Origin of the sequence: Vitreimonas sp., from assembly GCF_036392335.1 — a bacterium.
Classification (GTDB): domain Bacteria; phylum Pseudomonadota; class Alphaproteobacteria; order Caulobacterales; family Aquidulcibacteraceae; genus Vitreimonas.
This window is the reverse complement of sequence record NZ_DASVYD010000025.1, coordinates 20,300-27,894: the sequence shown is the minus strand read 5'-3', so window position 1 is coordinate 27,894 and position 7,595 is coordinate 20,300. Positions and strand designations below refer to the sequence as shown.

Genomic DNA, 7,595 nt, shown 5'->3' with positions numbered 1-7,595 from the left:
GCGAGCCGCTGCTCTTGCGCTTCGTCCAACTGGCCGAGCAGATCGTTGACGTGCGCCTCAAGTGTGCGCAATTCCGTCAGACGCTCGTTGAGGCGCTGCTCGGCGGCCATCATCAACTCATCCTGCGTCGAATATTGTTCGGCGCGCTGATCGAGCGCTTGGCGGCGCGCCTGCAGGGCTTGCAGCACTTGCACTTCCGCCGCACTCAAACCAGCCATCTCGGCCAGCGTTGGCGGAGCGCATTGGTTCGCGGCCGGTTGCGCCGGCGCGCTAGCGTTGCTCTCAGCATGCTCGGCCGCTGGCGCGCTTGCTTCAGTCGCCGCGCCAGCGCCCTCAGCGACGGCCTCGGCCATCGCAATAGCTTTCAAGCCAAGCACGGCGGCAACCGTCACCATCGCCGCCGGCAACAGCCGCACCGAACCGCCAGAGGCTGACGCAGACTTCTTCTTCATCACATCCGTCCACGCAGCGGCGCGACATCCGCTGCGGTGCGCAAGCGCCCCGAGCCAAGACCGAGTCGTTCTGCCGTACCCTTGGCGTCATTGATGCGGGCCTGCAGATCGCGCCCCGCCTCTTGCGCAGTCAGGCGCAGCGCCTTCACAGCGGTCTCGGCCTGCACTGTCGCCTGCGCCAGTTCGGCGGCGGCGCGCAGCACGCCATCTTGCCCGGTGCGCAGCGCGGCGAGTTTGCGGTCGAGGCGCCAGAAATAATAAAGGCACGCGCCGAGCATGATCGCGAGCACAACTTCAATAGCTAGAGTAATCGGGCTCATTGTCCCCCTCCAAGTTTCATGACCGCTTGCTGCACGGCCGGGGTGATTGGTTTTTCGACGCGCACGGCGAGCGAATGTCCCATACGACCGACGCGGCCCTGTACGAGTTCAACGGCGCCGCACTTCATGGTCACCGGCGAGTCCGGCGCGGCGTCGAGCATCAAGGTGTCGCCAACCTTGAGATCGAGCACTTTGCCGAGCGGATGCTTCAGCTCGTCGAGCACCGCACGCACTTCCAGCTTGGTCGCCCACAGCTCGCTCGCAAGGTGGCCTTCCCAAATGTTGTCCCGGCCGAACTTCTCGCCCATGAATTGCTGCAGCAACATCTTCCGGATCGGTTCGAGCGTCGCATAGGGCAACAGGATTTCGATCTTGCCGCCGCGATCTTCCATGTCGATGCGCAGCTTCACCACGATCGCCGCGTTGGGCGGTCGAGCGATTGCGGCGAAGCGCGGGTTGGTCTCGATCCGGTCGAGGTTGAAATTCACTTCGGTGAGCGGCGAGAACGCCATATGCGCATCATTGAGCACGACTTCGATCATGCGAGTGACGAGCATACGCTCGATGGTGGTGTACGGCCGACCTTCGACGCGCGACGAAGGGGCGCCGCGGCGCCCGCCGAGCAGCACGTCCACGATCGAATAGATCAAGCTTGAGTCGACGGTGACCAAGCCGAAATTGTCGAGCTGCTCGGCGCGGAACACGGCAATAATTGCCGGCAGCGGAATGGAGTTGAGATAATCGCCAAAGCGTATCGACGTGATCTGGTCGAGACTGACCTCGACATTGTCGCTCGTGAAGTTGCGCAGGCTCGTCGTCATCAGCCGCACAAGGCGGTCGAAAACGATTTCCAGCATGGGCAGGCGCTCATAGGAGACCAGCGCCGAATTGATGATCGCACGCACGCCTGTGCGGCCGGCGGCATCATCATCGCCCATGCCGAAGCCGAGCAGACTGTCGATTTCATCCTGATTGAGGATGCGTTCCGTCGTCTGCTCCTCGCCCAGAGGCGCATTCGGATCCCATTCCGGGATTTCTTCCTGAGGCGCAGCGTCCGAACTCATCTACTGCACCAGCATTTCTTCGATCAGCACCGCATTGATTTGCAGCGGCGCGATGACGAGGTTGACCCGGCGCAGCAATTCCAGGCGCAAGCGATAGGCGCCCGCCGAGCCCGAGAGGTCATCGGTGCGCAATTCGCGCAGGAACCCGTTGAACTGATCGCTGACGCGCGGAATGTGCTCACCCAGCGCCGTCACCGTCTCTTCGTTCGGCGCCTCCAGCGTGAGCTTCAGCTTCAGATACGCGGGCCGCCCGTCAGGTCCGGTGATGTTCACCAGCATTTCCGGCAAGGCCACAAACACCGTGTCACCTTCGCCGTAGGTAATCATCGTGCCGTTCGGCCCCGGAATGGGTTCGCCGGGCGCGCCCTCGGCGCCATGACCGCCGCCGCCCTTGGCTTTGCCATGGTCGCCGGCTTCCGCCGCCGCGTGCTGTTCACCGCTCGGCTTCAGCAAGAGGAACGCCGCCGCGCCGCCGCCGCCCAACACAAGGATCGCCGGCAGAATGATAAAGAGGACGAGCGTCTTGCCCGACATCTTCTTCTTCGTCGGCGTTTCACCTTCGGCGCCCTCGCCGCCTTCGGGCGGGCTTGCGCCTTCAGCTTCTTCGGCTTCGTCGCCCTTTTTCTTTTTCTTTCCGAACATAACGGAATCGCTCGCGCACTAAGAACGCTCCTTGGTGCGCAAGACGTGGTTAAGGATTGGTAGCAACTCGGCAAAACTTGCCGGCGCCGCGGCAGAAAAGGCGCCTGTCATTCACCATAAGGCGCAAAGCCGACCCAATAAAATCATGCACTTAGACTCTGGCACGCAGCTTGCGTGGTTAACAGCCATGGATAACGCACTCATGCTCGGCCTGCAGACGCAACGTGTGTTGCAACGGCGGATGGACATCGCGGCCAACAACCTCGCGAACGTCGCCACCACCGGCTTCAAGGCTGACGGCATTTGGCTCGAAGAAGCGGACAATACCGACGCACATGCGGAGGACGCGCCGACCAATATTCGTTTCGTTCGCGACATGGGCGTTGTGCGCAACATGCAGCAAGGCCCGATCGCGCTGACGGGCAATCCGCTTGATGTCGCCATCGAAGGCGAAGGCTTCTTCATGGTGCAAGGCCCGAACGGGCAAACGCATTACACGCGCGACGGCGCGTTTCAGTTAGCCGGTGATGGACGGTTGGTGACCAGCGATGGTTTCGCCGTGCTCAGCGGCGGGGGGGCGCCGATTGTGCTCGATCCGCAAGGTGAAACACCTTCGATCGGTCGCGACGGCGTCATTCGCGTGGCCGGCGTTGAAGCCGGCCGCATCGGCATGGCGAGCTTCGCCGCGCCGGGCGCGCTCTCAAAGGTCGGGGACAACCTTTGGGACGCGCAGGGACAACAGCCGGGTGAGTTTGAAGGCGTGGTCATACAGGGCTCTCTTGAGGGTTCGAACGTACGGCCCGTCGTCGAACTCACCCGTCTCATTGAAATCTCACGCGCTTACCAATCGGCGGCGAAAATTGTTTCGAACACCGATGAATTGCGTCAGCGCGCGATCCAGCAACTCGGCCGATAAGGAAAGTCCCTAGACATGCGTGCACTCTCGATCGCCGCCAGCGGCATGCAAGCGCAACAAACCAATGTCGATGTGATTTCGCACAACATCGCGAACATGAACACGACGGGCTACAAGCGCCAACGCGCCGAATTCCAGGACATGCTCTATCAGAACATCGATCGTCCAGGTTCGACGTCGTCTGCTTCGGGCGCGATCTTGCCGACCGGCATCCAACTCGGCGTCGGCGTGCAGACGGACGCGGTTGGCCGCATCACCAGCCAAGGCAGCATCACCGCCAGCGACAATCCTTATGATGTCGCGATCAGCGGTCGCGGTTATCTGCAAATCGCCCTGCCCTCCGGTCAGACCGGCTACACGCGCGCGGGCAATCTGGCGGTGAATGGCGATGGCTCGATCGTCACCTCTGACGGCTATTTGCTTGAACCGTCGATCACGGTGCCGGCAGAAGCGACGGGCATCCAGATCACGCGCGACGGCGTCGTTGAGGTGACGCTGCAAGGGCAAGTCGAACCGCAGCAGATCGGCCAGATCGAAATCGCCACCTTCATCAATCCGCCGGGATTGGAAGCGATCGGCGACAACCTCTACCTGGAAACGCCCGCGTCCGGCGCGCCGAACACGTCAACGCCCGGCTCACCTGGCTTCGGCACGATCATGCAGGGCTTCCTTGAGCTTTCGAACGTGAACGCGGTCGAGGAAATCTCGTCGCTGATCGTGGCGCAGCGGGCTTACGAGATGAACGCGCGGGTGATCACCGCCGCCGACGAAATGCTCCAATCCACCACGCAATTGCGCTGAGGAGAAACGCGATGCTGCGCTGGTCCTGCCTCTTTGCTTGCCTCTATCTGGTGTTTGCGTCGGTCGCCTTCGCCGAGCCTGTTACGCTGCGCGCGCGCATCGAAGCGAGCGGCCCCGCGGTTACGATGGGCGACGTGTTCGAGGGCGCGCCGGCCGATGTCGCCGGCCGCGCCATCGCGCCATCACCGCCCTCGGGCCAGATGAGCACCATCAACATGCCCGTGCTGCAGGCGGCGGCGTCCGCCGCAGGGCTTCAGTTCACGCCGCCGGCAGGCGTCAACGCTGTGCAAGTTGTTCGCCCTGGCGGCTTGCGCGCGACCCTGCCGGCGGCGGGAGGCCGAACCATCGCCGACGCCGCAATCCGCCGCGGCGATAGCGTAAGCCTCGTCTATCAGGCGCCGGGCATGTCGCTCACCATGCGCGCGCGGGCGCTTGAGGACGGCGCAATCGGCCAACCTATTCGCTTGCAAAACACCTCATCCAATCGAACCATCGAAGCCGTGGTCACGGGCCCCGGCGCTGCGAGAGCCTATCCATGAACCACGATAATCCGATCCGCGCGCTCGCAGTACTTGCACTTGCCGCAAGCGCCACCGCGTGCGCCAGCGTCGACACGGGCGCGATGGCGCAAGACGCGCTTGCCGCGCCGGGCATGGCCTATGATGCGGCGCGCCGCGGCTTGGCCCCGCCGCAACTTGCGCCGGTCGGCACCCCCGCTGCGCTGACCGGCGGCGGCCAGCAGACAATGCCCTATCACCCTGAAGCCGTGGCTTATGAGCCGGCGCCGAATTCGTTGTGGCGCTCGGGTTCACGTAGCTTTTTCAACGACCAACGCGCCAGCCGCATCGGCGACATTCTGACGGTTGAGATCGAGATCGACGACAGCGCCGAACTCTCCAATTCATCGAACCGCTCGCGCGAAGCCTCCACCTCCGCTGGCGTTTCGAACTTCTTCGGCTTGGAGGAAAGCGTCGGCCAATTGTTCAATGGCGCGTTCGATCCAGCGAACATGGTCGGCGGCACGGCAGATTCTGAACACCGCGGCACGGGCGCGATCAATCGCGAAGAGAAGATCGAGCTCACCGTCGCCGCCGTGATCGTCGATCGCTTGCCGAACGGCAATCTCGTCATCGCCGGCCGCCAGGAAGTGCGCATCAATGGCGAACTGCGTGAGCTCACGGTGAGCGGCATCATCCGCCCCGAAGACGTCACCAGCGACAACAAGATCAATCACACACAGATCGCCGAAGCTCGCATTTCTTATGGCGGGCGTGGCTCCATCAGCGCCGTGCAACGCCCGAATTGGGGTCAACGCTTGGGCGACGCGATTACGCCATGGTGAGTGCGTCAAGCTCGGCTTTACCTTTGAAGTCATGTTCAAGGCGTCGCGATTTGGCTAAAGCGTGGTCGAAATGGGGGCGACCATGTTGATGTTCCGCGGTTTCTTGATCATCTTTCTGGCCGGCCTAGTGGGATACACCATCGCCGTGATCGCCAATCACGGGTGGGACCTCCTCTCCGTGTTTTTCGGCGACATGGCCGCGATGGGCTGGCCCGGCCAATTCAATTTAGACTTTTTGGGATTCCTTGCCCTCTCCGCGCTCTGGGTGACGTGGCGGCACGGATTTTCGCCGACCGGCTTCGCCCTGGCGCCGCTCGCCTTTTTCGGAGGGATGGGCTTCCTCGCGCCATACCTGTTGATCGAGAGCATCAGGCACAAGGGAAATGTCGAGGCGATGTTGCTCGGCGCCAAGCGCGCCGAGCAAAGCCGAGTCTAGTTCACCTGCCGGTCCCGCCCCGCCCAATAAGGCTCGCGCAACTGGCGACGCAGAATCTTGCCGGACGGATTGCGCGGCAGCACATCAATGAAGTCGACGCTCTTCGGCGCCTTGTAGTGCGCGATTTTTGAGCGTGCGTAGGCGATGATGTCTTCAGGGTCTGGCGTCACGCCCGGCTTGGCGACAACGATCGCCTTCACGGCCTCGCCCCATTTGTCGTCCGGAACGCCGATGACGGCGACTTCGGCGACGTGCGGGTGACCGTGGATCGCGTTCTCAACTTCCGCCGGATACACGTTCTCGGCGCCCGAGATGATCATGTCTTTGATGCGATCTTGAATGTAAAGGTAGCCGTCTTCATCGAGATAGCCCGCGTCGCCTGTGCGCAGCCAACCATCATTGTTGACCGTTGACGCTGTCGCGTCTGGCTTGCGCCAATAGCCCTTCATATTCGCGGCGGAGCGCGTCGCCACCTCGCCGATCTGCCGCGGCGGCAGCGCGTTTCCGTCCGCGTCGAGGATCGCGATTTCGACACCCGGCATCGGGATGCCCGCGGACCGCATACGCTCATTGCCGTTCGGGTCATGATCCTCCGGCGGCAGATAGACGATGGTGCCGGTCGTTTCCGTCATGCCGTATTGCTGCACGAATTGGCAGCCGAACACGTCCATGCACTCCTTCAACAGCGCCACCGGCATCGGCGACGCGCCGTACAAAATGACCTTCAAGCTCGAATAATCGATTTCCCGCGCACGTGGCGTTCGAATAATGAATTGCAGAGCGGCCGGCACCATGAACATCTTGCCGATGCGCTCGCGCTCGATCGCTTCGAGCGCCTCCATCGGATTGAACTCGCGCGCCACCACATTGCGTACGGCGTTGATGAGCCCCACCATGCCCCACCCCGTGCCGCCGATGTGGGCGATCGGCATGGCGACGTAATTGGTTTCGCCCTCCTGCCATTCGTTCCAATCCATCCGCGCCTCTGACAGCGCGCGGCGCGAGCGCAGCATGTTAGCGTTCGTCAGCATGACGCCCTTCGGACGCCCGGTCGTGCCGGAAGTGTAGAGCAGAATGACCGGGTCCTCTTGCGCCACGGCGACGCCCGGATCGGTGGTCGAGCGCGCGTTGCGCCAAGTTTCATAGAGAGGGTAATTGTGCGCGCCCGACTCCATGGCGACAACGAGCGGCTTCTTTTCGACTTGGCCAAGCGCAGCATCGAGACACCCAACGCATTCCTCGCCAACGAACACGATGGGCGCTTGGTTGTCGTTCAGGATGTAAGCGACTTCGTCCGGCTGTAGCCGCCAGCCGATCGGCGAAATGATTGCGCCGACCTTCGAAGCGCCGAGCAGCACCTCGAAATAATGATCCATGTTCTTGCCGAGGAAAGCGACCGCCTGCCCCTTTCGCACGCCGGCGGCGATCAGCCCGTTCGCGACCTGATTGCTCTGCTTGTCGAGTTGACCGTAGGTGGTGTGACGTCCCTCGAAGCTCATCGCCACGCGGTCCGCACGGGTCCGGCCATGATGGCGCGCCACGTCCCCCAGCGTGTCGACTAGGTCAAATTCTTCCGGCTGCAGCGACGCCGCCATGATCTCGCCTCCCAAAGACTTGTTATT

Annotated in this window: 9 protein-coding genes and 1 pseudogene; 5 read left to right on the top strand and 5 right to left on the bottom strand. The window is 62.5% G+C overall.

Translation table 11 applies throughout. From position 1 onward, the window contains the following. The 4 genes and pseudogenes from VF769_RS06170 to VF769_RS06155 all read right to left on the bottom strand — a co-directional run. Positions 1–452 (bottom strand): annotated as a pseudogene (locus tag VF769_RS06170) (hypothetical protein); the annotation flags it as partial. Further along, a complete protein-coding gene (locus VF769_RS06165; protein WP_331007502.1) occupies positions 452–772 on the bottom strand; it encodes a DUF6468 domain-containing protein in 321 nt (106 codons plus the stop codon). The gene VF769_RS06165 and the pseudogene VF769_RS06170, both read right to left, overlap by 1 nt. After that, positions 769–1,836 (bottom strand): flagellar motor switch protein FliM, encoded by a 1,068-nt coding sequence (fliM, locus tag VF769_RS06160; protein WP_331007501.1) that lies wholly within the window; start codon positions 1,834–1,836, stop codon positions 769–771. The genes VF769_RS06165 and fliM overlap by 4 nt, the downstream gene beginning before the upstream one ends. After that, complete coding sequence (locus VF769_RS06155; protein WP_331007500.1) at positions 1,837–2,478, bottom strand: flagellar basal body-associated FliL family protein; 642 nt, start codon at positions 2,476–2,478, stop codon at positions 1,837–1,839. A 187-nt stretch (positions 2,479–2,665) separates the two neighbouring features. On the opposite strand from VF769_RS06155, the gene flgF reads away from it, so the two are divergent. From flgF to VF769_RS06130, 5 genes are all read left to right on the top strand, one after another. After that, positions 2,666–3,394, top strand: a complete 729-nt coding sequence (flgF, locus tag VF769_RS06150; RefSeq protein WP_331007499.1) for a flagellar basal-body rod protein FlgF — start codon at positions 2,666–2,668, stop codon at positions 3,392–3,394. Between the two features lie 15 nt (positions 3,395–3,409). Continuing rightward, positions 3,410–4,195, top strand: a complete 786-nt coding sequence (gene flgG / locus VF769_RS06145) for a flagellar basal-body rod protein FlgG (RefSeq protein ID WP_331007498.1) — start codon at positions 3,410–3,412, stop codon at positions 4,193–4,195. 11 nt (positions 4,196–4,206) lie between these two features. Next, positions 4,207–4,734, top strand: a complete 528-nt coding sequence (gene flgA / locus VF769_RS06140; RefSeq protein ID WP_331007497.1) for a flagellar basal body P-ring formation chaperone FlgA — start codon at positions 4,207–4,209, stop codon at positions 4,732–4,734. 83 nt (positions 4,735–4,817) lie between these two features. After that, positions 4,818–5,537, top strand: coding sequence for a flagellar basal body L-ring protein FlgH (gene flgH, locus VF769_RS06135; protein WP_414731769.1), 720 nt, complete (start codon positions 4,818–4,820; stop codon positions 5,535–5,537). 82 nt (positions 5,538–5,619) lie between these two features. Further along, positions 5,620–5,973: a hypothetical protein gene (locus tag VF769_RS06130; RefSeq protein ID WP_331007495.1), complete on the top strand. Its 354-nt coding sequence runs from the start codon at positions 5,620–5,622 to the stop codon at positions 5,971–5,973. Here VF769_RS06130 and VF769_RS06125 read toward each other — a convergent pair. Beyond that, complete coding sequence (locus VF769_RS06125; RefSeq protein ID WP_331007494.1) at positions 5,970–7,568, bottom strand: fatty acid--CoA ligase; 1,599 nt, start codon at positions 7,566–7,568, stop codon at positions 5,970–5,972. The two genes, VF769_RS06130 and VF769_RS06125, sit on opposite strands and share 4 nt — an antisense overlap. Between the last annotated feature and the right edge of the window lie 27 nt (positions 7,569–7,595).

What these genes read in the sequence shown, in the direction of transcription:
- fliM (WP_331007501.1), bottom strand. Translation starts at nt 1,836, where the DNA reads ATGAGTTCGGACGCTGCGCCTCAGGAAGAAATCCCGGAATGGGATCCG.
- VF769_RS06165 (WP_331007502.1), bottom strand. Translation starts at nt 772, where the DNA reads ATGAGCCCGATTACTCTAGCTATTGAAGTTGTGCTCGCGATCATGCTC.
- VF769_RS06125 (WP_331007494.1), bottom strand. Translation starts at nt 7,568, where the DNA reads ATGGCGGCGTCGCTGCAGCCGGAAGAATTTGACCTAGTCGACACGCTG.
- VF769_RS06155 (WP_331007500.1), bottom strand. Translation starts at nt 2,478, where the DNA reads ATGTTCGGAAAGAAAAAGAAAAAGGGCGACGAAGCCGAAGAAGCTGAA.
- flgF (WP_331007499.1), top strand. Translation starts at nt 2,666, where the DNA reads ATGGATAACGCACTCATGCTCGGCCTGCAGACGCAACGTGTGTTGCAA.
- VF769_RS06130 (WP_331007495.1), top strand. Translation starts at nt 5,620, where the DNA reads ATGTTGATGTTCCGCGGTTTCTTGATCATCTTTCTGGCCGGCCTAGTG.
- flgG (WP_331007498.1), top strand. Translation starts at nt 3,410, where the DNA reads ATGCGTGCACTCTCGATCGCCGCCAGCGGCATGCAAGCGCAACAAACC.
- flgH (WP_414731769.1), top strand. Translation starts at nt 4,818, where the DNA reads ATGGCGCAAGACGCGCTTGCCGCGCCGGGCATGGCCTATGATGCGGCG.
- flgA (WP_331007497.1), top strand. Translation starts at nt 4,207, where the DNA reads ATGCTGCGCTGGTCCTGCCTCTTTGCTTGCCTCTATCTGGTGTTTGCG.